Genomic DNA, 21736 nt, shown 5'->3' with positions numbered 1-21736 from the left:
CTGCATATAGAAGTTCCGATGCGGCAAAAGCCCATATATAGTGGCGGGCGACTCATTCCTGATCAGACGGAGGGCCCAATGCCCCTTAGCCCAGACCAACAAGCCGAAATCGATGACCTGCGGGCTAATCCGCAGCCCACTTTGCGGGCGGTCAGCCCCGGTATGGAACAGCATCTGTATAAGGCGCACGATGTGCTGGATCACGGTTTTATCCGGGTAATCGATTATATGGGCGACGACAATGCGATCACCCAGGCTGCGCGCGTCAGTTACGGCAAGGGCACCAAATCGGTCAGCAATGACGAAGGGCTGATCCGATATCTGATGCGCCACTGGCATTCGACCCCGTTCGAGATGTGCGAGATCAAGCTGCATGTCAAACTTCCTGTCTTCGTGGCCCGCCAATGGATTCGCCATCGCACGGCAAATGTAAACGAATATTCGGCCCGCTATTCGATCCTGGATCGCGAATTTTATATCCCTGCCCCAGAACATCTTGCTGCGCAATCGGTGGTGAACAATCAGGGTCGGGGCGAGGCGCTGCAGGGCGAAGAGGCCGCCCGCGTGCTGGAATTTCTGAAATCTGACAGCAACCGCGCCTATGATCATTATCAACAGATGATCAGCCAGGATGATCAACAGGGCCTGGCCCGCGAACTGGCCCGCATGAACCTGCCCGCGAATATCTATACGCAGTGGTATTGGAAGGTCGATCTGCACAACTTGTTCCACTTTCTGCGCCTGCGCGCCGATGCCCACGCGCAATACGAAATCCGCGTCTATGCCGATGCGATTTGCGAAGTTGTCAAAGACTGGGTCCCTTTCGCCTATGCCGCATTCGAAGATTACCGCATGGGCGGCGCTAACTTGTCAGGCAAAGCAATCGACTGCCTGAAACGCATGCTGGCGGGGGAAGACGTCACGCAGGAAACGTCGGGCATGAGCAAGGGCGAATGGCGGGAGTTTGAGGGTATTGTGAGGTAAATAAAGGTGGAACAGTACTTCAAGATATTAAATTGGGATAATCTCCAAACTGCGATTTTACCTATCTCTCTATGCGCACCAGGTTTTCTGATTATGTTGTTACGTAGTCAATTTATAACTGGCCGTATTCCTAATATAGCAAGTGCTTCGATGGAATATGTAATTATAACATCACTTTATTACTCGTTAACTGTACCAACCTTTATTTATGTTGGAGAATATAACCCTCTGACATTATTTTTGTTAGTATTCTTAGGGCCCATTATTGTGGGCCTTGTGTTTGGAGTAATCTATCAGAAAGGCTTTATGAAATATGTTTACAACTTTACGCATATTCACCCAATTCATCATCCTGCACCTACTGCGTGGGATTATTTATTTGGCTCAACGCGAAAAGGCTGTTGGATTATTGTAACTCTAAAGAGTTCCGAACCAATTTTTGGATATTTTGGTACAGAATCTTTTGCTTCATCGGATTTGGAAAAGCGCGATATATATATTGAAAAAGTGCTTGATGATAAATGGAATGTCATAGGAACAGATGATTACCAGAGAGGAATATGGATACACGAAGACGAAATTCTGTCAGTTGAAATTATTAAATGAAAATCGTTGGCTAAATAGGAAAATGTTAAATGTCCAAAGATGAAAATGGCAGAAAGATAATCAACGATGGTTATCAGCCCAATGAAGACAGAGGATACAAGCCTAATTCTCCACAGACTGGATATAAACCATCAGTTTCAGAAGGTGACAAATCGCCACCAAATTCAGGTAGCATTGTTAAACCGAAAAAATAAGTCAGAGCTATACGATTTTTGTCTAATCATAATGTTAGAGACACAAATCATACAGTTCTAACTTTGGTCAAGATTTAGGTCCGCCACCTTAACAACACCCGCTCAATCAACCCAATAACGGCGCTCACGATGACCCCAAGAACGGACAGGATCACGACACCCGCAAACAGGCGTTCCAGGTCGTAAAGCGATCCGGCCTCAAGGATATAGGCGCCGATGCCGTATTCTGCTCCCAACATCTCGGCGGCGACCAGCAGGATGATGGCGATGGCCAGGCTGATGCGCAGACCGGACAGGATACCGGGCATGGCACCGGGCAGAACGATTTTACGGACAATCGAAAACCACGACAGGCCAAAACTTTGACCCATGCGGATCAAAGTGCGGTCCACGTTATCGACCGCCCCATAGGTCGCCACGACTGTTGGGGTGAACGTGCCAAAGGCGATTAGCGCGTATTTGGAACCTTCATCGATGCCGAACCAGATGATGAACAGCGGCAAAAGCGCGATTTTCGGAATGGGAAAGATCGCTGCAACCAACGGCACTAATCCCGCGCGGATATAGGAAAAAAGCCCAATCAGAACGCCAACGCCGATCCCGACAGTGACGCCTAAAGCCGCGCCGACAATCAAGCGCGACAGGGATGGCAACAGGTGCTTCCATAACAGCCCTGTTTCGTAAAGTTGCTGAAACGTCGCCAGAACGTCGGACGGACGGGGCAGGGTCAGCGCGCTGATGTATCCGTACCGTGTACCGATTTCAGCCAAGGTAATCAGTACGATAAACGCGACCAGTCCGATCCCTTTATGCGATTTTGGGGCAAACCCGCCGCCGCGAAACCTGACGGATTTGGCTTTGGTGAAATCAGACATTGATCAACTCCGCATCGGCAGCGCGGGCTTCATCGCGCATCAGATCCCACAGATGTTTTTGCTGGGCCTCAAGATCGGCATCGGCATAGCTGCGGTCGGCTAATGGTTTGTCGATTGTCACGATCTCGCGGATTTGGCCGGGACGACGTGACAGAACGACGATCGAATGGCCCAGGCGCACGGCCTCGGCCAGGTTATGGGTCACATAAACGGCTGTGAATGGGGTGCGGGTCCAAAGGGCGATCAGATCATCCATCAGCAATTCGCGGGTCTGGCTGTCAAGCGCAGATAACGGTTCGTCCATCAGCATCACGGCGGGGTTTACCGCCAAGGCACGTGCGATGGCAACGCGCTGCTTCATGCCGCCGGACAGTTGTTTCGGCAGAGCATGGGCAAAATCGCTAAGTTTGGTGCGGGTTAAAACATCTTGAATAATGGTTTTGGCCCGGGTGCCGCGAATGTCGTGATCTTCCAACACCAACGAGATATTCCCCCACACAGTGCGCCATGGCAAAAGGGCGAAATCCTGAAAGATGTAGGTCAGCGGGTTCAGGCAATTCCTAGGCGGTTCACCCATTTGTAGAATGTCGCCCTGATCAGGCTTTTCCAGCCCACCAATAAAGCGCAGCAAAGTGGATTTGCCACAGCCTGACGGCCCGACGATGCAAACGATTTTGCCCGATGGGATATCCAGGGTGATATCGCGCATCACTTCGGTTTCGCCATAGGAATGGCTGACACTTTGCAGGCGAATGTCCATAAATTATGCTCCCGCAGGGACGGGCAAAGCGCCGAAGCGCTTTGCTTTTTATCAGCTCATCGTTTTGACATAACTGGCATCAACGACCGTATCCAGTGTGATGTCAGCACCTACCAATCCCTCGGATTGATACCAGCTTAACTGATCCTGAAGCGACGCTGTGTTCAGGGCTGCGCCTTCATTCAAACGCATGGTGCCATTGATGATAGATGGGGCGGCTTTGTCACGCGGACGGTCCGTATAGACGTACTTGTGGATCAGATCGACCATTTGCTGCACACCCTCATCGCCATTGGCCTGATCAATCATTGTGCTGTTGTAATCCGTCACGCCTTTGGAAAAACCAGCTAGAAATGCACGGGTCATGTCCGCTTCGTCATTGGCATTTTCAGCCGAAGTGAAAACGGTGGTGACCTGATAATTCGGAAGATAATCCGCAATATCGCCAACGATATGCACCGCCCCCGATGCGGCAAGCGGTTTGGCAATATGGGGCACAATTGACCAAGCATCGATTTGGCCGGATTTCAGCGCACCGATGATAGCCCCGACCTTTTGCAAGGGTTTATAGCTTAGAGATATTCCCTCTTTTTCAGCAATTTTTGCGCCCATATAATGAAAGGACGATCCTGCCGATGACATGCCGAATGACTTGCCGTCCAATGCCGCAGGCGTGGTGGCCCCGGCTTGATAAGCGGCGTCTGAGACAAGGATTTTCTGACCATCAATGCCAGGTTCTTCGGACAATGCACCGCCGATGATTTTGATAGCGCCTTTGTCTGCCAAAGACACAAGTCCGCCTGACATTGCGGTCACAGCATAATCCACATCACCGGATGCGATTGCAACGGCCATGGGGGGCGCAGCTTGAAAGAATTTCAGTTCTACATCAAGGCCCGCATCTTTGAAATAGTCACGTTCGACCCCGATGAAGCTGGGTGCATGGCTGGTAAAGCGTAATGCGCCCACGGTGATTTTGCGATTTTGGGCCAGAGCGGGCGTGGCCAGCCCTGCAGCTGTGGCAGTTGCGCCCATTAATGCCAATGCCTTGCGGCGGTTCAGTGTAACCATGTCTCATATCCTCCCTGAGTTATGGCGGGTGTTGGCGGCCCCTTTTTAGGGCTCTGCCTGAAGATTTTATCGGATCTTCATTTTATATATTCTCGGCTTTTAGTGTTAAGCCTAATAAGGGTATTCTGGTTTACAGTCAGCGAATAGGGAATAATTTAGTTATCTTTGTCAACTGTCTCACGGCGGTTTCATTCGTCTGTGATAATTGAAGTCAGGCCGCCGCTATCAATGGACAGGCGCGGATACGGGATCAATCAGAGTACGCCCGCCATCAACCGTGATAACATGACCCGTCACAAACCCGGATCCATCAGAGGCAAGATATTGCACGGCATCAGCAACTTCGGCCGGGCTTGCAATACGGGCAAGGGGTGTGTGGTCGCGAATATCTTCGCGATATTCGCCATGATCTTGAAGCGAGTCCTTTAAACTCGCGCTCATCACGCTGCCGAAAGCAACGGCATTAACGCGGATATGATGTTGGGCCAATGCCACTGCCAAAGATCGCGTCATCTGATCCAATGCAGCACAACTGACGGAATAGCCCAGCATCTGCGGATGTGTGCGGCGTGCGGCGATAGAGGACAGATTGACAATGCAACCAACTGAACCGGTTTCTTGTCCTTCGGCCTGTTTGATCATCCGCTTGGCGATCAGTTGACTAAGTCGCAGGCTGGTCATCAAGTTTTGTTGCAGCATAATTTCAACCGCGTCGCTGTCAGGGTCCAAGGGATCGGATGGTTCAACCTGACGGGACGCATTTACCAGAATATCCACGCGATCAAATGCATCAATGGTGGCAGACAGCAAATTGGCGATTGTCAGTCTTTCCCGCAAATCGCCGGCGAAATAGCGAACGTTACCCTCTTGTTTGGCATCTTCGCCGACTTGATCGACCAGACCGGTTTCGTCAATATCGGCAAACATCACATTTGCACCCTGATCTGCAAACTGTCGCCCGATGGCCAATCCAACACCCTTTGCAGCGCCGGTCACGATGGCGGTCTTACCCGCAATAGAAAATGACATCAAATGCTCCTGATTCTATAAATATGTTAGGCGAATTCAGCTTTTGGGGCGAGGTATGTGCGCACGAATAACCTTGAACGCACTGTTTCCACCTATTTCAGTTACATCGCGAAACAGCTCATTCAGGGCGGTTTCATAAGGCAAATGACGGTTTGCCACGATCAGCAAAACACCCTTTGGCTTCAGCAAACCTGCCGCCGCCTGTAAAAACGCCTGCCCCAAACCAGGATCGGCGACGCGTGTTGTATGAAAGGGTGGGTTGCTGATGACCATGTCAAACGGATCACTGGTAAAACGGGTCGCGTCTGCCCAATGAAAGTGCGCGCGCGGATCAGTGATGTTAAGTTTTGCGCATTCCAAAGCGGCATGATCCGCCTCAATCAGATGTAACTCGGCCACGCTGTCGTATTTCAGAATTTCACTTGCCAGATATCCCCATCCTGCGCCCAGATCGGCAATACGTTTTGGCAACTTGGCAGGCAGTGCTTCAGCCAGACATGCAGATCCACGATCAATACCGTCCGCAGAAAAAACACCCGGCATCGTTTGGAAACCGTCAGCGTTTTCAGCAGGTTGATCCGGGGCGGCCCAATCAGACAAAGCGTCGCCTGAGGGCATTGTGAACAGTTTGCCATGGGCTTTGGAATAGGATGGTGTCGGATTGGCGCGTTTGCGGCATTGCTTGTAAAGACTGTCAACGCCGTCCGTTTTTAAACCATCAATGATCACAGTGCCTTGGGTCTTATCCATTGCTTCGGCGATCAAGGCGCGGGCCTGATCCTTGGCACGGGGCAGGATGACAAGACTGGCTGCAAAGGGACCGTTGACAGTGATTTGGGTATCGTATCCGCGGGCCGTCCAGGCATCATGATCCGGTTTGAACCCCGTCAAAATCACAACGCGATCTTTGGGCAATGCAGACAAATCAGTATCACTGCGCGGCGCAAATACGGCAATTTGGCCTTCATCGGGCAGCACGGCATGACCGCCCTCAAGACCTAGAGACAAGCGAGAGGATGCCATTCAGGGACGACCTATTCCTTTTCCATCGTGCATTGCAGTGGATGTTCATGGCGTTGGGCAAAGTCCATCACCTGTGCAACCTTGGTTTCAGCAATTTCATAGGAAAATACCCCAACGACCGCCAAGCCTTTTTTATGCACAGTCAGCATGATTTCAAACGCCTGTGCGTGGCTAAGGCCGAAAAAACGTTCTAGCACATGAACGACAAATTCCATTGGCGTATAGTCATCATTCAACAGCATGACCTTATACATTGGCGGTCGCTGCGTCTTGGGGCGCGTTTCAAGCACCACGCCGATATCACTATCATCATCTTTGTCTGCCATGATAAATTCAATCTGCGTTTCTAAAGGTGTCAGGAAGACTCGGGCTATACCGCGTGAACCGCACTATATAAGCGCCTTGTATCCCGTGAAAAGGGGGCAAATGCCAAAGGGATGGATTAGTGATATGGAGTTTGGCGATAATGGGACGTAAATCAGGGGGCATATTCAGATAAAAACGAATGGGTTTTGCGTGTGATCCAGCACCCCTTTTGTACGGCTCAAAGTGATTTGTTTGATTTGATTTGGTCAGTTTTTGTGATCTGCGTATCTTGTGGGTTTCATACAATCTGACGCTATATGTTGAATTTTACTGTAACTAAGACCTGAAAGTTATTGAAATTAAGAGGTTTTCTGAATTTCAATATTATGCTATCGTGATTTTCAATAATAATAAGGCCAGTCAAAAAATTGACGGCCAGAGGCAGAAAAAAGGGCAGTCACGTGATCACGCGTTCAAGGCGGTGTGTCCGTCATATTGTATTTATCGCAAGCTTGTTTTGTGTCACCTTCGCGCCAGCTTTGGCCGCACCCTATGCGGCGATGGTTATGGATGCGCGATCTGGTGAAGTTTTGCATTCTCGAAATGCCGATACACGCTTACATCCAGCATCATTAACCAAAATGATGACGCTCTACATCGCGTTTGAGGCCGTTCAGCGCGGCGAAATCAGTATGGACACCAAAGTTCTGATTTCGCGTAAAGCTGCAGCCGAACCGCCGTCGAAAATCGGGCTGAAACCCGGGCAACGGATCGAATTGCGTTATCTTGTGCGTGCGGCCGCCGTGAAATCGGCCAATGATGCTGCAACCGCCATAGGCGAGGCGATTTCCGGATCTGAGGCTGCTTTCGCCCGTCGCATGAATCGCACGGCCAAAGCGTTGGGCATGACGCGGACAACATTCAAGAACGCCCACGGTCTGACCGAAGAAGGACATCTTTCAACAGCGCGTGACATGACGAACATGGGTCGCCGTTTGTTTTACGATTATCCACAGTATTATAACATCTTTAGTCGCCAATCAACGGATGCGGGTATTCGTAAGGTAAACAACACCAATCGACGTATGCTGCAGTCTTATAAAGGCGCAGATGGTATCAAAACAGGATACACACGGGCCGCTGGCTTTAATCTTGTCGCGTCAGCTGAACGTGGGAATGAACGGATTATTGCGACTGTTTTCGGTGGGCAATCAACGCCATCGCGAAATGCCCGTGTTGCTGAATTGTTGGACATGGGCTTTAGCCGTGCGCCGACACAGGTGGCCGTACGCAAACCTGACGCACCCGTCTATTCAACAAATGCGGGATCATCCGGTAAAACGATACGGACCGCAACGGCTGTAAAACGCAGTTTGCGCCCACAGGCCCGACCGAATGTGCCAAAGGCAACGGATCCGGTTATGCTTGCACTAAGAGAAAGCATTCAGGAAGCTGTGCAACAGGCATCCTCTGACATAGCACAGGATACTGTAACGAAACCACGTGCCCGTCCACGTGAGATTGTCATGGCAAATGCCACCCCGGAAGCGACCCGCGCGATTACATCTCAGATTGTGACGCGTGTTTCTACGTCTGGTAATCGACACTGGGGCATCAACATCGGGCAATATCGATCCCGTCACGAGGCAGAAAGTATTTTGCTGCGAACAGCATTGGCTGAAACCAATGCACTTGACGGATCACTCCGCAAGGTGGTGCGCAAGCAGGCGGGTTATGACGCGAATTTCCTTGGGATGACCAAGGACAGCGCCGCAATGGCCTGTCGTCGCTTGGAAGCGCGCCAGATTGGCTGCAAGGTACTTGGTCCAGCATAATAATGCAGCCCCATATTCAAATGGGGCTGCATTATTGTATCACGTAAGCTTTTTCAGTCCGTCCGGTGTTTCGATTTGTGCGCAATATCGGACTTTGGGTCCATCTATGATTAAGGGCGGATGATTAATCGACAGCTCGCGATATAGCGTTTCGATTGCAATAGGGTCGGGATGTTCAAGTGTCAGTGACCGAAGGCGCGCACCCATATCCGGAATTTCAGCCATCGAAGTCGGATCGCCTTGGTGATCGATAATCGAAGGGGCAGCACCGTCCAGCGGAAGCGCGCCATTTTTGGGAATAGAAAAAGCGAACGTCGGTGTATTGATCGGTAGGCAGACCTTATCACCAAAGATAGTGCCATGCTTTGAGATCAAGGCGTCTATATTTTCGGTGCTTGCAACCCATCCACGCAGGCGACGCCCCTCATCCCAGTCCGACCTGACTGTTTCTAGGTTGTCTAAACCAAACCAACGCGCTCTGTCGGGCGAGGTACAGGCAGGGTCTAGCGCGACGATTTCCAGATAGACATCATTTCCCAATTGAAGTCTGTGATTATAGGTGGCCATATAATCATGGTGTGTCCCAAAAGGCACCTTAAGGCCAAGGCACTCTTGGACATGGCGCACCCCTTGGATCAGCGTTGGGGCTATGACAGTGATATGGTCAAGCTTTAGCACGTATGGCGAACTCAAATGGCTGTTTCAGAGGTCATGTGATCCAATTTTTAGCGCAAGGTATAGGTGCATTGAGGTCTAAGGCGAACATCTTATAACGACCAAAAGACCAACCAAGCCCCATCTATTCGAATGATTGGTATTGAAAACTAACCCGCCGAGCATCCCATAATATCGACTGCCGCGCCTTGGCTTAGGACTGTAATGCGGATACGGCTTCGGTCTAGGGCAAAGGGTTTGCCGTGTTCGTTGGCCATTTCCATTGTTGCAGTCAGCCGATCACCAGACCTAACGGTCTTTGTTTCACTGACCCAAACACTTTGATCAGGTAATTCGACAACCGCGATTTCATCACGGCCAAGTTGAGGCATATCGACATGCGCAGCCATGCGCAGACCGTCTGATGTTGGTTCAATATCGCAACTCACGCCCTGAACGCCGGCCTCGGTTGCGGACAATGGCTGATCAATCAACGCGGCGGTAATTTGTGGATCACGCGCGCCATCTGTTGGCAGATTGGCCTTGAAATCAAGGCTCACGGGAATGCAAACATCTTTGCAAACACCCAATTCAATCCGCCCGTTCATCCGGATGCTCCGATTATTTTTGGGCATCAACTGCACAGGGATTACCACTTGATTTGAATAGCCAAGCGTACGAAACCCGTTTTGGTTTTGAACCTCGGGAATGGGCCAGTGAAATCTGACGCTGTCGATATTGCGCGAACCTCTCCAACTGAATGACGGCGGAATACCCGCATCGCCGGGTGAACGCCAATAGGTTTTCCAGCCTGGTGCCAGTTTCAGACGCAAGCCCGCCATGTGCGTACCATCAGGCGCGCGCCACCCTGAAAGCACATCAACCTGCACGATATCTTCGATAGATTCGGCAAAAGCGGCAAGCGGGGCAAGTAAAACTGCGATAAATGCGAAAATCTTGGTCATTCGTAGGATAATAGGCAGTAATCCACCCATAGGAAATCACGAAGAGGCGACTTCATTGTGACAGGACCATCTGCCACTTGCGCGTTGCGCTCTGGCACCACATTCTAGTGGTATGAGTGAATCAATTGATCTGACTGGAAAGCTGCTGATTGCCATGCCGGGCATGGGTGACCCCCGGTTTGATAAAAGCGTGGTTTATATGTGCGCGCATTCGGACGAAGGTGCGATGGGTTTGATTGTTAACAAACCTGCGCAAGGTATTCAGTTTTCAGATCTGTTGGATCAATTATCAATCACACCCACAATCAATAATGCATCTGTTATCAAAGTGCATTTCGGTGGCCCTGTTGAGCATGGGCGCGGTTTTGTGCTGCATTCTGCGGATTACGGCGCAAATTCATCCACCCTGCAGGTGGATGATCATGTCGGCATGACGGCCACGCTGGATATTCTAGAAGACATTGCAACAGGTCAGGGGCCATCGTCATCTTTGATGACGCTTGGCTATTCCGGTTGGGGTCCGGGCCAGCTTGAACGCGAGATTGCAGAGAACGGCTGGCTGACTTGCGAAGCGCCAATGGACATTGTGTTTGCCAAGGACAATACGATGAAATGGTCCGCAGCTTTGGCTGAAATGGGAATTGATCCGTTGCTGTTATCGGCCGAGGCAGGACGCGCCTAGCGATTGGCGTCAAAAAGGGCTGTCGCGCTGTCGAAGACTTTATTGCGAATTTCTTCACGCTCCATCATGACTTCATGTTCGGCCTCTGGCATGATCAACAATTCGCCTTTTGTCCAATGTTCCATCCGTTTCTTCACCCGTTCGGGATCTACGATGCGTTCGTTGCTACCAAGAATACACAGCGTCGGCAGATCGGGGGCGGGGGCCGCCGACATACGGACAATTTCGCGCAGGGCTTCATTCAGCCATTGCATACTGGGCCCGCCCAACGACAGATCAGGATGTTGTGACAGCTGACTGCGCATATGATCAAACATATCACGATCGCGGGTCAGGGTATTGTCTGCGAACGGCGCGCTCATCACATAGGGTACTGGTTCTGTACCGGGTGTATATTTACCGCCAAGGCCAATGTGACGCGCCAGCCAAGATACGCTCCATGCAATGGGTCGCATGGCGGGTGTCACTAGAATGCCCCACATAGGTGCTGTAAAGGTGGCGGCTTTCACCGGAAGCCCTTCCATGACAGCGCGCAGTCCGATGCAGCCTCCCATTGAATGGCCAATCAGATACAGCGGCTTAGGGACATTCAGGTCTTTTACGGCTGCCATTACCGCGCGCACATCATTCTGATAATCGGGAAAATGATCCACGTGACCGGCATTGGGATCTTTCAGCAACCGTGCACCCAGCCCTTGTCCGCGCCAATCAACAGCAACTGTCGTATAGCCGCGCGCTGCAAATTCACGCGCAGCCCGGCCATATTTTTCGATATATTCAGTGCGACCGGGAAATAGCAGAATCGTGCCCTTGTCACCGCCGGGAAATACACCGATGCGAATGCGCAGCCCATCTTCGGTTGTCAGCCAATAGGCTTTTGTGCCGTCAGGGGCGTCGGCCACATCATCAAAGAATGGCGCTTCAGTTATAGAAGAAGTGATATCCAACATAGTTAACCCGATATGTTTCTTGGTTTTTGAACACGTCCCATAGTGTCGTATCGCGCAAATTCGTTGTCTGACCGCGCCTTGACTGGTGCAAGATTCATTGGCTGTGCCCAGTGAAATATGAAAGATCGCAGCAAGGAAATAGTTTGCTTAAGGACTTTGCCCATCAATTTTCCTTTGTAATCTTTCACTTTGGGGGATGCATTTTGCGAGCACCACGCTAGACTAAATAATATGGGTATTGTTACAACTAAGATCAAATCTATCGTGCTGGCAGCGGGGCTGACAGTAGGGTTTTCCATACCCGGCACGACTCAGCCGGTGCAATCTGATGACTTGATGGACCGTCTACGCAATTCGACGCCTGATACGTATCGCGTGATCGAACGCGAGGTTATGCTTGAGTGGTCGAAATCTGGATCTGCTGCAATGGATCTGTTGTTGGAACGCGGACAGGATGCGTTGGAAACCGGTGATTTCCAAACAGCTGTTGAACATCTGACAGCTCTGACCGATCACGCCCCTGATTTTGCCGAAGGGTTTCATGCCCGTGCCACGGCGTTTTTCCGGCTTGAACAATATGGGCCTGCTTTGGCTGATCTGGAACGCACACTTGAATTGAACCCGGATCATTTTGGGGCTTTGACGGGCGTGGGATATATCTTCGAAGAGCTTGGGTATGAACAACAGGCCTTGAACGCACTGCGCAAAGCCCGCGGTATCCATCCGCATTACGAAGAAATCACCGATTTGCTGGAATACCTTGAAGACAAGGTTGAAGGTCACGCGCTTTAATCAATCAGTTTGGGCCATGGCCCGCGTGGAGTATCCTATGACGCAGGTGTCGCGCATCACGGCGGTTCTTGGCCCGACCAATACCGGCAAAACACATTATGCGATTGAACGGATGCTGGGGCACAGAACCGGTGTGATTGGTCTGCCTTTGCGCCTTTTGGCGCGAGAAGTTTACGACAAGATCGTTTCGCTACGCGGACCTTCGGTTGTTGCTTTGGTCACGGGCGAAGAACGGATTGTTCCCGATCGCACGCAATATTGGGTCTGCACGGTCGAGGCGATGCCAGATGGTATCGGTTGTGATTTTTTGGCGATTGACGAAATTCAACTGTGTGCTGATCTGGAACGCGGCCATGTTTTTACCGATCGGTTGCTGAATGCGCGTGGCTTGCATGAAACGCTTTTCCTGGGCTCTGACACAATGCGCAGCGCCATTGCAGCGCTTGAGCCGCGCGCGCAATTTGTCAGGCGCGATCGGTTTTCCGAACTGACCTATACAGGTGCCAAAAAGATCAGCCGGATGCAGCCGCGATCCGCTATTGTCGGGTTTTCGGTCGATAACGTCTATGCCATTGCTGAACTTCTGCGTCGTCAAAAGGGGGGCGCGGCCGTGGTCATGGGCGCCTTGTCACCGCGCACACGGAATGCGCAGGTTGAACTTTATCAGAACGGCGATGTCGATTTTCTGGTGGCCACAGACGCCATCGGGATGGGTCTTAATCTGGATATCAACCATGTGGCTTTTTCATCGTTAAGCAAATTTGATGGTCGCCGGATGCGTCCTTTGCAACCAAATGAATTGGCCCAGATTGCAGGGCGCGCAGGGCGTCATATGAACAACGGTACGTTTGGCGTGACAGGCGAAGCGCCCACCTTGCATGATGAAGTTGCCAAAGCGATTACGGACGCGCATTTTACCCCCGTGCGCAAACTGCAATGGCGCAATACGCGGTTGCAGTTCGGTACAGTGAACGCGTTGATCCGGTCGCTGGAAGACCAGACAAACGGCGAATGGTTGACGCGCGTGCGCGAAAGCGATGATCTTGGCGCATTAAAAGCGTTGTCGGCCGATGCTGAAGTACTTGCACGGGCGTCTGACGCAAAATCCGTGAAATTATTGTGGGATGTCTGCCGTATTCCGGACTTTCGCGGCATCAGTCACGCGGAACATTCGGCCCTTTTGGGTCAGCTGTTCAGCTTTCTGCACGAGACCGGGCAAGTCCCCGCCGATTGGTTCGCCCGCCAGATCAAACGCATTGACCGCACGGAAGGTGACATAGACACGCTGTCAAAACGGCTGGCTTTTATCCGGACTTGGACGTATGTGGCACAGCGTAAGGGCTGGATTTTTGATGAAAGTCATTGGCGTGGCGAAACCCGCGCTGTAGAAGATCGATTATCAGATGCGTTGCATGACCGTCTGACCCAAAGATTTGTTGATCGGCGCACAAGTGTTTTGCTGCGGCGGTTGAAACAGAAGGAGGCCCTTGTGGCAAACGTAGACGACAAAGGCGAAGTAACTGTCGAGGGCCAATTCGTGGGCCGTATTGAAGGTTTTCGGTTCCGTCAGGATACCAGCAGTAGCCCAGATGAAGCCAAGACGCTGCGCACCGCCAGCCTTCAGGCGTTGACACCCGAATTCCATCTGCGCGCGGATCGTTTTTATAACGCGCCCGACACTGAGATTGATTTTACCGAACAGGGCGGCCTGATGTGGGGCGAACATGCCGTCGGTAAATTGGTCGCAGGTGCTGATGCGCTGAAACCCACTGTGGCGGCTTTTGTGGATGAAGAAGCGGGTCCGGATGTGGCCCAAAAAGTACAGCGCCGTCTGCAGCATTTTATTGATCGTAAGATCGCCACACTTTTCGAGCCTTTGCTGGGTCTTAGCCGGGACGAAGCGCTGACAGGGTTGGCCCGTGGCTTTGCGTTCCGTATCGTTGAAAGCCTTGGCGTGCTGACTCGTGACAGCGTAGCCGATGAAGTCAAAACGCTTGATCAAGATGCCCGCGGTCTTTTGCGCAAGCACGGTATTCGTTTTGGGCAATACACAATTTTTATGCCTTTGCTTTTGAAGCCAGCACCAACACGGTTGCGGCTTGTTCTGTGGTCTTTGGCGCAAAATTTGCAGGAATTTCCCGAAAGCCCGCCGCCTGGTCTGGTCACAATTCCGGTGCCTTCGGGAACGCCCGATGGTCATCTGACAATGGCCGGGTATCGTGCTGCGGGCGATCGTGCGATCCGTATCGACATGCTGGAACGCCTTGCAGATCTGCTGCGTAATCAGAACAGTCGTGGCGGGTTCGAGGCGAACCCTGATATGCTGTCAATCACTGGCATGACACTGGAACAGTTTTCCAATCTGCTGGCTGGCCTGGGTTATAAGTTTGAGCGTGGTGAGCGCACAAAGATCAAGGCTGCGCCCGTTCAAGCTGGTACACCTGATGAAATACCATCGGATGTCCCGCCAGAGGTACCATTAGATGCGCCGCCAGAAACACCGATAGATACGCCACCTGAAGCGCCTGACACACCTCCGCAAGAGGTTCCTGTGGAAACACCAGCTGAGACACCACCAGCGCCACCACCGGAAATGGCTGAAACAGCTGAACCTACAGAACCTGAGCTTGAGGTGTTTTATACGTTCACATGGGGCGGTAATCGTAAGCAGAATGCGCGGCCACAGGGCAATAATGCACGCACCAAACCGCAAGGAAAACGGGGCAAGCCTAAGGGTAAACCTGAAGGGGCCAAGAATTTTCAGGCACGTCCCCCTAAAAAAGATAAGATTGATCCAGACAATCCCTTTGCCGCTGCCCTGATGGGCCTAAAGAAAGGGTGACCGAACCTACGTTGCGGCTGGATAAATGGCTTTGGTATGCGCGGTTTTTCAAAACCCGCAGCCTGGCCACCAAGGTTGTAACTGCGGGTAAAGTGCGGGTGGACGGCACGCCTGTCTCGAAACCATCCCGCACGATATCCCCTGGCTGTGTTTTGACGTTTCCGCAAGCCCACGACATTCGTGTCGTGCGCGTTATCGCTTTGGCGGAAAAGCGTGGCCCTGCATCTGATGCGCAAGAACTATACGAAGACATGACACCCGTTCGTGAAAAGCAGCCCTATAACCCCTCTTATGAAGGCAAAGGGCGTCCGACAAAACGAGATGCACGCAAGCTGCGACATGACCGCACGTCCCATCTTGAATGATTGGCTCGCCTCGTTTAGCTAAACGGTCGAAGAAACGGAAAGCCCAGACATGACTTATATCGTCACCGACAATTGTATCGCCTGTAAATATACTGACTGCGTCGAGGTATGTCCTGTCGATTGTTTTTACGAAGGTGAAAACATGTTGGTGATCCACCCTGACGAATGTATCGATTGTGGTGTCTGTGAACCTGAATGTCCCGCAGATGCAATCCGTCCGGATACAGAGCCGGACATGGAAAAATGGGTTGAATTCAATCGCAAGTATTCCGAAAGCTGGCCCGTGATCATTACCAAGAAAGATCCATTGCCCGAAGCCGAAGATCGTGACGGTGAAACAGGCAAATTGGACAAGTATTTTTCGGAAGCTGCAGGCGAAGGCGGTTAAGAACGATTCGCGTTATACGGCATGGTTTTTGATCTTTTTTGGATCTTAACTTATTGAAATACATTAGTAATGATGAATTACTGTAAGGTAGTTCTTTCGGAAACCTCATTTTTCTGATATGATATTCAATACATGAGAACAAAATACACACGCCAAACTGTCGGGCATACCAACCCAGTTCTGGCTTAAAACTAAGCGGATATATGATCGGACGCCCCTGCGCAGGCAGGGACGACGGTCATTTTCGCTGTCGCCCACGTGGCGCATTCGAGGAAAAACTGAATGAGCAAATCAAAAAAATCCGAATTTCGTCCAAGCGATTATGTTGTCTATCCAACCCATGGAGTTGGCCAAATCGTTTCTATCGAAAAGCAGGAAGTCTTGGGAATGGCGCTCGAAATGTTTGTGATATCATTCGAGAAAGACAAAATGATTGTCCGTGTCCCAACTAACAAAGTGGTAGAAGTTGGCATGCGTTCGCTTAGCTCGCCCGATACGGTTGACCGGGCTATGACAACGCTGAAAGGCAAGGCAAAAGTAAAACGTGCGATGTGGTCACGCCGCGCGCAAGAATACGAGCAAAAGATTAACTCTGGTGATTTGATCGCAATTGCTGAAGTTGTGCGCGATCTTCATCGCAATGATGATCAGCGCGAACAAAGCTATTCGGAACGTCAGCTTTACGAAGCCGCGCTTGAACGTCTGACCCGCGAAATTGCAGCTGTCAGCGGCGCCGATGAAGTGGCAACGGCCAGACACGTTGGCGAAGTTCTGGTTGCGCGCGCAGCCTGATCCTAGCGTTTAAGATTTGTAAAAGCCGTCCAGTCTTGGGCGGCTTTTTCGTTTTATAAGGCGCTTATTTTACAACGCGTATCACTAACCCTTGCATCCTGCGCACGCTCATATCAATCTTGGTGCAAGGGGACCCTGACATGAAATTGCTAGATATAGCCAAAGCTGTGCGCGAAAAGGCCTATGCACCCTATTCGAACTTCAAGGTAGGTGCCGCTGTCAAAGGTGCGTCAGGTACTGTCTACGCAGGGTGCAATGTCGAAAATGTGGCCTATCCCGAAGGAACATGCGCAGAAGCTGGTGCAATTGCGACAATGGTGGCTGCGGGGGAAACAAAGTTAACCGAAGCACTTATCATTGCAGACAGCCCATTGCCGATCAGCCCATGCGGGGGGTGTCGTCAAAAGCTGGCTGAATTTGGCGCCCCCGATACGCAGATTACAATGATGACGATTGCCGGAAAATCCCAGATAATGACCTTGGCAGAATTGCTGCCTGGCGCATTTTCAACCGACCACATGGAAAGCCGCTGATCATGGACGCCCGACAGATACTGGGCCGTTTGCGTGGTGGCGTGACATTAACTGCAGATGAACTGGAATGGTTCGCACGCGGTCTGGCATCTGGCAATGTAACGGATGCACAAGCGGGCGCATTTGCGATGGGGGTCTGTACCCAAGGATTATCATCAACAGGGCGCGTGGCATTGACACAAGCCATGCGCGACAGCGGTGATGTACTGAAATGGCATCTGGATGCGCCTATTGTCGACAAGCATTCCACTGGTGGTATCGGGGACAGCACATCCTTTTTGTTGGCACCGGCATTGGCAGCGTGCGGCGCGTATGTTCCAATGATTTCAGGTCGTGGATTGGGTCACACCGGTGGCACACTGGATAAACTGGAAGCGATCCCCGGTGTCAAAACAGAAGTAAACGAGGCGAAGTTTCGTAAAATTGTTGGCGAAATCGGCTGTGCAATTGTCAGTGCAACATCAGATATGGCGCCCGCAGACAAACGGCTTTATGCAATCCGCGATGTGACAGGAACGGTGGCAAGTATCGATCTGATCACAGCGTCGATCCTGGCCAAGAAATTGGCCGCGGGATTGGAAACTTTGGTTCTTGATATCAAGGTTGGATCGGGCGCGTTCATGAAAACCATGGACGACGCAGAAGAACTGGCACAATCACTGGTCAGCACCGCAAATCAGGCAGGCTGCAAAACAACGGCGCTGATCACTGATATGAACCAACCACTTGCAAAATCCATGGGCAATGCGCTTGAAATTATGGAAGCTGTGCAGTGCCTGAACGGCGATGAGCAGGATCAGGATTTGCCCGATCTGTCGGCGGCTTTGGGGGGCGAACTTTTAGCCTCGGCCGGATTGGCCGATAACGCAGAAGAGGGCGCATTGCAGATTATGGACAGCTTTTATGACGGATCCGCCGCTGAGTGCTTTCAAAAGATGATCGCAGCCCTTGGAGGCCCGGGAGATTTTGTGGAACGCTGGCATGATCGGTTGCCGGCCGCCCCAATCCAGCGCGATATTTTCATTCAAGGCGAAGGTTACATCACCGGTTTCGATGGCGAGGCTTTGGGACATGCTGTCGTCACACTTGGTGGTGGCCGTTTGCGCGATACGGATAAAATTGACCCTTCGGTTGGGCTGTCTGATATAGCTTCGATCGGGGATATTGTGGATCGGAACATCCCGGTTGCAGTGGTTCATGCCGCATCAGAAAGTGCCGCGGATCAGGCAGAAACAGCCGTGCGCGCCGCAATTACAATATCCACCGAAGACTGCGAATTACCGCCTGCTATCTATAACAGGGTCAGCTGATGGCGCGCGCGTTTCTGGTTGTTATGGATAGTGTGGGATGTGGCGGTGCGCCCGACGCAAAAGCGTTTGGCGACGAAGGTGCGAATACTTTGGCCCATATTGCGGAAGCCTGTGCCGGCGGTCGTGCGGATAAAGGGCGCGAGGGGCCGCTGTTGATGCCCAATCTGGATCGTATTGGACTGGGCGCTGCGGTACGTTTGGCTTCGGGCGCTGAAATGCCAGGGTTTGACGCGATACCGCAAGGGCTTTGGGGCGCTGCGACAGAAGTCTCAAACGGGAAAGACACGCCGTCTGGCCATTGGGAATTGACGGGCGTGCCCGTGCCATGGGATTGGCACTATTTCCCTGATACCACGCCCTGTTTTCCTGACCATGTTGTGCAAGCGGTCTGCGAATATCTGGACGTTGATGGCATTTTGGGCAATCGCCATGCATCTGGCACCCAGGTATTGATCGATCTTGGCGCCAAACATATGCAATCGGGATGGCCCATTTGTTATACTTCGGCCGACAGCGTTTTTCAGATCGCCGCACACGAGGAAACATTTGGCTTGGATCGACTGCTGAAGCTGTGCCAAACCATTGCGCCAATGCTTCACGATATGAAAATCGGTCGGGTCATTGCGCGACCTTTTGTTGGTACGCCGGAAACCGGCTTTACCCGCACGACAAACCGCCATGATTATGCAATTGCACCGCCAGCACCGACCCTTTGTGATTGGGTGGAAACTGTCCATGCCATTGGGAAGATTGGCGATATCTTTTCCATGCAAGGGATTACGGATGTGCGCAAAGGCGACGACGAAACATTAATGAGGCATTTGATTGAATTGGTACAAATCGCTAAGGATGGATCGCTTATCTTTGCCAATTTTGTCGAATTTGACAGCCTTTATGGTCATCGCCGTGATGTGGCGGGATATGCCCGTGCGTTGGAATGGTTTGACGCGCAGGTTCCGCGCATCTTGGCTCGTTTGCGTGATGATGATTTGATTATCTTTACCGCCGATCACGGCAATGATCCGACATGGACCGGCACCGATCATACGCGCGAACGTGTGCCTGTTCTAGGTAATCTGCCGCGTTCAATCGGGCATGTGGGGTTTGCAGATGTGGCGGCAAGTATTGCTGACCATCTTGGGGTATCAGCACACGGACCGGGGCGCAGTTTTCTATGAATAAAGTTGAACTTCATTTGCATTTGGAAGGTGCTGCCCCCCCTGCATTCATTCGTAGTCTGGCACAGGAAAAAGACATTCGCTTAGATGGCGTCTTTGATGAACAGGGTCACTATGCGCACACTGATTTTACGCATTTTCTGAAAGTATACGAGGCCGCAACGGCAGCCCTGAAAACACCCGAAGATTATCACCGTTTGACTTTGGCCGTCTTGCGCGAAAGTGCGGCACATGGGGTGATTTATTCGGAAACTTTTCTGTCGCCTGATTTTTGCGGGGGCCGTGATATAGCCGCGTGGCGCGAATATTTGCATGCTATCCGCGAGGCGGCTGATCAGGCAGAGCGTGAAGACGGTATTATTTTGCGCGGTATCGTCACGTGCATTCGCCATTTCGGTCCTGAAAAGGCGCGTGAAACGGCGTTATGCGCAGCGGAGACCGCAGGCGATTGGGTGGTGGGTTTTGGTATCGCGGGCGCTGAAACAATAGGTCAGCCTAAGGATTTCGCCTATAGTTTTGATATGGCGCGCGAAGCGGGGCTGCGCCTGACAGCCCATGCAGGTGAATGGGCTGGACCACAAGGTATTCGCGATACAATCAAAGATCTTAAGGTTGAGCGTATCGGCCACGGCGTTCGTGCTATCGAAGATCCTGCCTTGGTCGAAGAGTTGGCTGAAAGTGGTATCGTACTGGAAGTTTGCCCCGGCTCAAACGTATCACTTGGGGTTTATCCTGACTGGGCCAGCCATCCGATTGCACGACTGTATGACAAGGGCGTTAAGGTTACTGTGTCCACGGATGATCCACCATTTTTCCACACAACCATGACCCATGAATTTGATATGCTTGCTGAAACTTTTGGCTGGGATGATGCTGTTTTTTCTGATCTGAACCGCACAGCACTTGATGCCGCTTTTTGTACGGATGATGTCCGTACAAGCCTGTTGCCCAAATTGGAGATCCCAGATGTCTGACCACCTGACCGTTGTTAAGCACCCCCTTGTACAACATAAGCTTACGCTGATGCGACGCCGCGAAACCTCAACGTCGGAGTTTCGGCAGTTGTTACGTGAGATCAGTCAACTACTGGCCTATGAGATCACATCAGAGTTGCCCCTAACGAACCGCACAATCGAAACCCCTTTGACCGAGATGGAGGCCCCTGTACTGGCGGGTAAGAAACTGGCGCTGGTGTCGATTTTGCGTGCTGGAAACGGACTTTTAGATGGGGTTCTGGATCTTGTGCCATCTGCACGTGTGGGGTTTGTTGGGCTTTATCGCGACGAAGAAACGCTGCAACCGGTGCAATATTACTGCAAACTGCCCGATGCCTTGCGGGATCGTTTGGTAATTGCGGTCGATCCGATGCTGGCCACGGGCAATTCTTCTGTTGCAGCCGTTGATTTAATAAAGGACGCGGGGGCAAAAAACATTCGCTTTATGTGTCTTTTGGCAGCACCCGAAGGCATCGCGCGAATGAAAGAGGCACATCCGGACGTGCAGATTGTCACCGCTGCCGTTGATGAAAAGCTAAGCGATGTTGGCTATATCGTTCCCGGTCTTGGCGATGCAGGAGATCGGATGTTTGGGACAAAGTGACGT

General features: G+C 51.6%; 24 protein-coding genes. 15 read left to right on the top strand and 9 right to left on the bottom strand.

Annotated elements, in window-relative coordinates:
- The first annotated feature begins 78 nt into the window (after nt 1-78).
- From thyX to HRQ87_RS05770, 3 genes are read left to right on the top strand one after another with little or no spacing between them, the layout of a single operon-like run.
- Complete coding sequence (thyX, locus tag HRQ87_RS05780; protein WP_174136172.1) at nt 79-984, top strand: FAD-dependent thymidylate synthase; 906 nt, start codon at nt 79-81, stop codon at nt 982-984.
- Between the two features lie 6 nt (nt 985-990).
- The gene (locus tag HRQ87_RS05775) at nt 991-1590 is read left to right on the top strand and encodes a DUF6338 family protein (protein WP_174136170.1); all 600 of its coding nucleotides are present in this window, start codon (nt 991-993) and stop codon (nt 1588-1590) included.
- Between the two features lie 29 nt (nt 1591-1619).
- Complete coding sequence (locus HRQ87_RS05770; RefSeq protein WP_174136168.1) at nt 1620-1784, top strand: hypothetical protein; 165 nt, start codon at nt 1620-1622, stop codon at nt 1782-1784.
- A 74-nt stretch (nt 1785-1858) separates the two neighbouring features.
- Here HRQ87_RS05770 and HRQ87_RS05765 read toward each other — a convergent pair whose 3' ends face one another.
- From HRQ87_RS05765 to clpS, 6 genes are all read right to left on the bottom strand, one after another.
- On the bottom strand, nt 1859-2659 hold the full coding sequence (locus HRQ87_RS05765) for an ABC transporter permease (protein WP_174136166.1): 801 nt from the start codon (nt 2657-2659) through the stop codon (nt 1859-1861).
- Entirely contained in the window at nt 2652-3419 is a 768-nt protein-coding gene (locus HRQ87_RS05760) for an ABC transporter ATP-binding protein (protein WP_174136164.1), read from the bottom strand. Before HRQ87_RS05760 ends, HRQ87_RS05765 begins: the two co-directional genes overlap by 8 nt.
- A 51-nt stretch (nt 3420-3470) precedes the next feature.
- Nucleotides 3471-4490: an ABC transporter substrate-binding protein gene (locus HRQ87_RS05755; RefSeq protein ID WP_174136162.1), complete on the bottom strand. Its 1020-nt coding sequence runs from the start codon at nt 4488-4490 to the stop codon at nt 3471-3473.
- 225 nt (nt 4491-4715) lie between these two features.
- On the bottom strand, nt 4716-5519 hold the full coding sequence (locus tag HRQ87_RS05750; RefSeq protein ID WP_174136160.1) for an SDR family NAD(P)-dependent oxidoreductase: 804 nt from the start codon (nt 5517-5519) through the stop codon (nt 4716-4718).
- Nucleotides 5520-5555: 36 nt separating this feature from the next.
- Nucleotides 5556-6542 carry a class I SAM-dependent methyltransferase gene (locus HRQ87_RS05745; protein ID WP_174136158.1) on the bottom strand — a complete coding sequence of 329 codons (987 nt, stop codon included), beginning with the start codon at nt 6540-6542 and terminating at the stop codon, nt 5556-5558.
- 11 nt (nt 6543-6553) lie between these two features.
- Nucleotides 6554-6868 carry an ATP-dependent Clp protease adapter ClpS gene (clpS, locus tag HRQ87_RS05740; protein WP_174136156.1) on the bottom strand — a complete coding sequence of 105 codons (315 nt, stop codon included), beginning with the start codon at nt 6866-6868 and terminating at the stop codon, nt 6554-6556.
- A 540-nt stretch (nt 6869-7408) separates the two neighbouring features.
- Here clpS and HRQ87_RS05735 point away from each other — a divergent pair.
- Nucleotides 7409-8683: a D-alanyl-D-alanine carboxypeptidase family protein gene (locus HRQ87_RS05735; protein WP_174136323.1), complete on the top strand. Its 1275-nt coding sequence runs from the start codon at nt 7409-7411 to the stop codon at nt 8681-8683.
- A 39-nt stretch (nt 8684-8722) separates the two neighbouring features.
- On the opposite strand, the gene HRQ87_RS05730 is transcribed toward HRQ87_RS05735, so the two are convergent.
- The gene (locus HRQ87_RS05730; protein WP_217430388.1) at nt 8723-9376 is read right to left on the bottom strand and encodes a VOC family protein; all 654 of its coding nucleotides are present in this window, start codon (nt 9374-9376) and stop codon (nt 8723-8725) included.
- 131 nt (nt 9377-9507) lie between these two features.
- The gene (locus HRQ87_RS05725) at nt 9508-10302 is read right to left on the bottom strand and encodes a protein-disulfide reductase DsbD domain-containing protein (protein WP_174136154.1); all 795 of its coding nucleotides are present in this window, start codon (nt 10300-10302) and stop codon (nt 9508-9510) included.
- Nucleotides 10303-10414: 112 nt separating this feature from the next.
- Between HRQ87_RS05725 and HRQ87_RS05720 the strand changes: the two genes are divergently transcribed.
- Nucleotides 10415-10984, top strand: coding sequence for a YqgE/AlgH family protein (locus tag HRQ87_RS05720; RefSeq protein ID WP_174136152.1), 570 nt, complete (start codon nt 10415-10417; stop codon nt 10982-10984).
- Here HRQ87_RS05720 and HRQ87_RS05715 read toward each other — a convergent pair.
- Nucleotides 10981-11934, bottom strand: a complete 954-nt coding sequence (locus HRQ87_RS05715; protein WP_174136150.1) for an alpha/beta hydrolase — start codon at nt 11932-11934, stop codon at nt 10981-10983. The two genes, HRQ87_RS05720 and HRQ87_RS05715, sit on opposite strands and share 4 nt — an antisense overlap.
- Before the next feature lie 231 nt (nt 11935-12165).
- On the opposite strand from HRQ87_RS05715, the gene HRQ87_RS05710 reads away from it, so the two are divergent.
- The 10 genes from HRQ87_RS05710 (at nt 12166) to upp (ending at nt 21733) form a co-directional block, all read left to right on the top strand.
- Complete coding sequence (locus HRQ87_RS05710; protein WP_174136148.1) at nt 12166-12726, top strand: tetratricopeptide repeat protein; 561 nt, start codon at nt 12166-12168, stop codon at nt 12724-12726.
- 37 nt (nt 12727-12763) lie between these two features.
- Nucleotides 12764-15568, top strand: a complete 2805-nt coding sequence (locus HRQ87_RS05705; protein WP_174136146.1) for a helicase-related protein — start codon at nt 12764-12766, stop codon at nt 15566-15568.
- Nucleotides 15565-15933 carry a S4 domain-containing protein gene (locus HRQ87_RS05700; RefSeq protein WP_174136145.1) on the top strand — a complete coding sequence of 123 codons (369 nt, stop codon included), beginning with the start codon at nt 15565-15567 and terminating at the stop codon, nt 15931-15933. The genes HRQ87_RS05705 and HRQ87_RS05700 overlap by 4 nt, the downstream gene beginning before the upstream one ends.
- 49 nt (nt 15934-15982) lie before the next feature.
- A complete protein-coding gene (gene fdxA, locus HRQ87_RS05695) occupies nt 15983-16321 on the top strand; it encodes a ferredoxin FdxA (protein WP_174136143.1) in 339 nt (112 codons plus the stop codon).
- A gap of 282 nt (nt 16322-16603) precedes the next feature.
- Complete coding sequence (locus tag HRQ87_RS05690; RefSeq protein WP_174136141.1) at nt 16604-17113, top strand: CarD family transcriptional regulator; 510 nt, start codon at nt 16604-16606, stop codon at nt 17111-17113.
- Between the two features lie 140 nt (nt 17114-17253).
- Nucleotides 17254-17646 carry a cytidine deaminase gene (locus tag HRQ87_RS05685; RefSeq protein WP_174136139.1) on the top strand — a complete coding sequence of 131 codons (393 nt, stop codon included), beginning with the start codon at nt 17254-17256 and terminating at the stop codon, nt 17644-17646.
- Between the two features lie 2 nt (nt 17647-17648).
- On the top strand, nt 17649-18956 hold the full coding sequence (locus HRQ87_RS05680) for a thymidine phosphorylase (protein WP_174136137.1): 1308 nt from the start codon (nt 17649-17651) through the stop codon (nt 18954-18956).
- On the top strand, nt 18956-20134 hold the full coding sequence (locus HRQ87_RS05675) for a phosphopentomutase (RefSeq protein WP_174136135.1): 1179 nt from the start codon (nt 18956-18958) through the stop codon (nt 20132-20134). The genes HRQ87_RS05680 and HRQ87_RS05675 overlap by 1 nt, the downstream gene beginning before the upstream one ends.
- Nucleotides 20131-21108 (top strand): adenosine deaminase, encoded by a 978-nt coding sequence (locus HRQ87_RS05670; protein WP_174136133.1) that lies wholly within the window; start codon nt 20131-20133, stop codon nt 21106-21108. Before HRQ87_RS05675 ends, HRQ87_RS05670 begins: the two co-directional genes overlap by 4 nt.
- Nucleotides 21101-21733, top strand: coding sequence for a uracil phosphoribosyltransferase (upp, locus tag HRQ87_RS05665; RefSeq protein ID WP_174136131.1), 633 nt, complete (start codon nt 21101-21103; stop codon nt 21731-21733). The genes HRQ87_RS05670 and upp overlap by 8 nt, the downstream gene beginning before the upstream one ends.
- Nucleotides 21734-21736: the final 3 nt, after the last annotated feature.

Source organism: Parasulfitobacter algicola (assembly GCF_013315265.1).
Taxonomy (GTDB): domain Bacteria; phylum Pseudomonadota; class Alphaproteobacteria; order Rhodobacterales; family Rhodobacteraceae; genus Parasulfitobacter; species Parasulfitobacter algicola.
The sequence above is the reverse complement of the archived record's forward strand: the minus strand, read 5'-3'. Positions and strand labels throughout refer to the sequence as shown.

Excerpts from the sequence above, each read along its gene's own strand:
- HRQ87_RS05770 (WP_174136168.1), top strand. The coding sequence starts at position 1,620 with ATGTCCAAAGATGAAAATGGCAGAAAGATAATCAACGATGGTTATCAG.
- HRQ87_RS05705 (WP_174136146.1), top strand. The coding sequence starts at position 12,764 with ATGACGCAGGTGTCGCGCATCACGGCGGTTCTTGGCCCGACCAATACC.
- HRQ87_RS05690 (WP_174136141.1), top strand. The coding sequence starts at position 16,604 with ATGAGCAAATCAAAAAAATCCGAATTTCGTCCAAGCGATTATGTTGTC.
- HRQ87_RS05735 (WP_174136323.1), top strand. The coding sequence starts at position 7,409 with ATGGTTATGGATGCGCGATCTGGTGAAGTTTTGCATTCTCGAAATGCC.
- thyX (WP_174136172.1), top strand. The coding sequence starts at position 79 with ATGCCCCTTAGCCCAGACCAACAAGCCGAAATCGATGACCTGCGGGCT.
- HRQ87_RS05755 (WP_174136162.1), bottom strand. The coding sequence starts at position 4,490 with ATGGTTACACTGAACCGCCGCAAGGCATTGGCATTAATGGGCGCAACT.
- HRQ87_RS05725 (WP_174136154.1), bottom strand. The coding sequence starts at position 10,302 with ATGACCAAGATTTTCGCATTTATCGCAGTTTTACTTGCCCCGCTTGCC.
- upp (WP_174136131.1), top strand. The coding sequence starts at position 21,101 with ATGTCTGACCACCTGACCGTTGTTAAGCACCCCCTTGTACAACATAAG.
- HRQ87_RS05670 (WP_174136133.1), top strand. The coding sequence starts at position 20,131 with ATGAATAAAGTTGAACTTCATTTGCATTTGGAAGGTGCTGCCCCCCCT.
- clpS (WP_174136156.1), bottom strand. The coding sequence starts at position 6,868 with ATGGCAGACAAAGATGATGATAGTGATATCGGCGTGGTGCTTGAAACG.
- HRQ87_RS05710 (WP_174136148.1), top strand. The coding sequence starts at position 12,166 with ATGGGTATTGTTACAACTAAGATCAAATCTATCGTGCTGGCAGCGGGG.
- HRQ87_RS05720 (WP_174136152.1), top strand. The coding sequence starts at position 10,415 with ATGAGTGAATCAATTGATCTGACTGGAAAGCTGCTGATTGCCATGCCG.
- HRQ87_RS05750 (WP_174136160.1), bottom strand. The coding sequence starts at position 5,519 with ATGTCATTTTCTATTGCGGGTAAGACCGCCATCGTGACCGGCGCTGCA.
- HRQ87_RS05745 (WP_174136158.1), bottom strand. The coding sequence starts at position 6,542 with ATGGCATCCTCTCGCTTGTCTCTAGGTCTTGAGGGCGGTCATGCCGTG.
- HRQ87_RS05680 (WP_174136137.1), top strand. The coding sequence starts at position 17,649 with ATGGACGCCCGACAGATACTGGGCCGTTTGCGTGGTGGCGTGACATTA.
- HRQ87_RS05760 (WP_174136164.1), bottom strand. The coding sequence starts at position 3,419 with ATGGACATTCGCCTGCAAAGTGTCAGCCATTCCTATGGCGAAACCGAA.
- HRQ87_RS05765 (WP_174136166.1), bottom strand. The coding sequence starts at position 2,659 with ATGTCTGATTTCACCAAAGCCAAATCCGTCAGGTTTCGCGGCGGCGGG.
- fdxA (WP_174136143.1), top strand. The coding sequence starts at position 15,983 with ATGACTTATATCGTCACCGACAATTGTATCGCCTGTAAATATACTGAC.
- HRQ87_RS05675 (WP_174136135.1), top strand. The coding sequence starts at position 18,956 with ATGGCGCGCGCGTTTCTGGTTGTTATGGATAGTGTGGGATGTGGCGGT.
- HRQ87_RS05685 (WP_174136139.1), top strand. The coding sequence starts at position 17,254 with ATGAAATTGCTAGATATAGCCAAAGCTGTGCGCGAAAAGGCCTATGCA.
- HRQ87_RS05715 (WP_174136150.1), bottom strand. The coding sequence starts at position 11,934 with ATGTTGGATATCACTTCTTCTATAACTGAAGCGCCATTCTTTGATGAT.